The organism is Pseudoalteromonas sp. SR41-7, assembly GCF_014163935.1.
Classification (GTDB): Bacteria; Pseudomonadota; Gammaproteobacteria; order Enterobacterales; family Alteromonadaceae; genus Pseudoalteromonas; species Pseudoalteromonas distincta.
Genome location: NZ_JACJEF010000040.1, coordinates 1 through 530 on the forward strand (window position 1 = coordinate 1; position 530 = coordinate 530).

At 40.8% G+C, this 530-nt stretch carries 1 protein-coding gene; it reads left to right on the forward strand.

Features of this window, described 5'->3' with window-relative positions:
• Positions 1-530 (forward strand): hypothetical protein (locus tag H5092_RS20415; RefSeq protein WP_182734875.1); only part of this gene is annotated, 530 nt, incomplete at both ends.

Sequence of the window (530 nt, forward strand, 5' to 3'; positions counted from 1 at the left end):
CCTTCTGATTTAGTGAAATTTACAGACTACAATGGTGATGGTGTTATTGATTGGCTTAAGCATTCTGTAGTGGGTGATGCCGTATGGTTAACTGTATTAGATGGCCGCGACTTCTCAGCCTTTAGCTTTTTTAACATTAGTAGCGAGTTAGAAAACTTAAGTGTGGAACAGCTGGACGATAGAAATAACGATGGCATAAAAGAGATAGGCTTATTTGGCTTTAATGCGGATGTAGGACGTTACCAGCTAGCTGTTTATAACGGCTACACAGGGCAAGGCATGGGTACATGGAATTGGCCTGAAACGTTACAAGATGTCGAGTTTAAATTGCTTGAAGACTTAACCTTAGATGGCGTGCAAGAGTACGCGATTACGGGTATTCATTTAACTAACGGCACTAAACAACTGTTTGTAAAAGACGGTGTGAGTAAACAAACCTATAAAACGTTTAAATGGACAAACCAGTGGTTAGACGCGCAAATAGTACAAATGAGCGATGTAACTAACGATGGCGTACCAGAAGTTGCGTT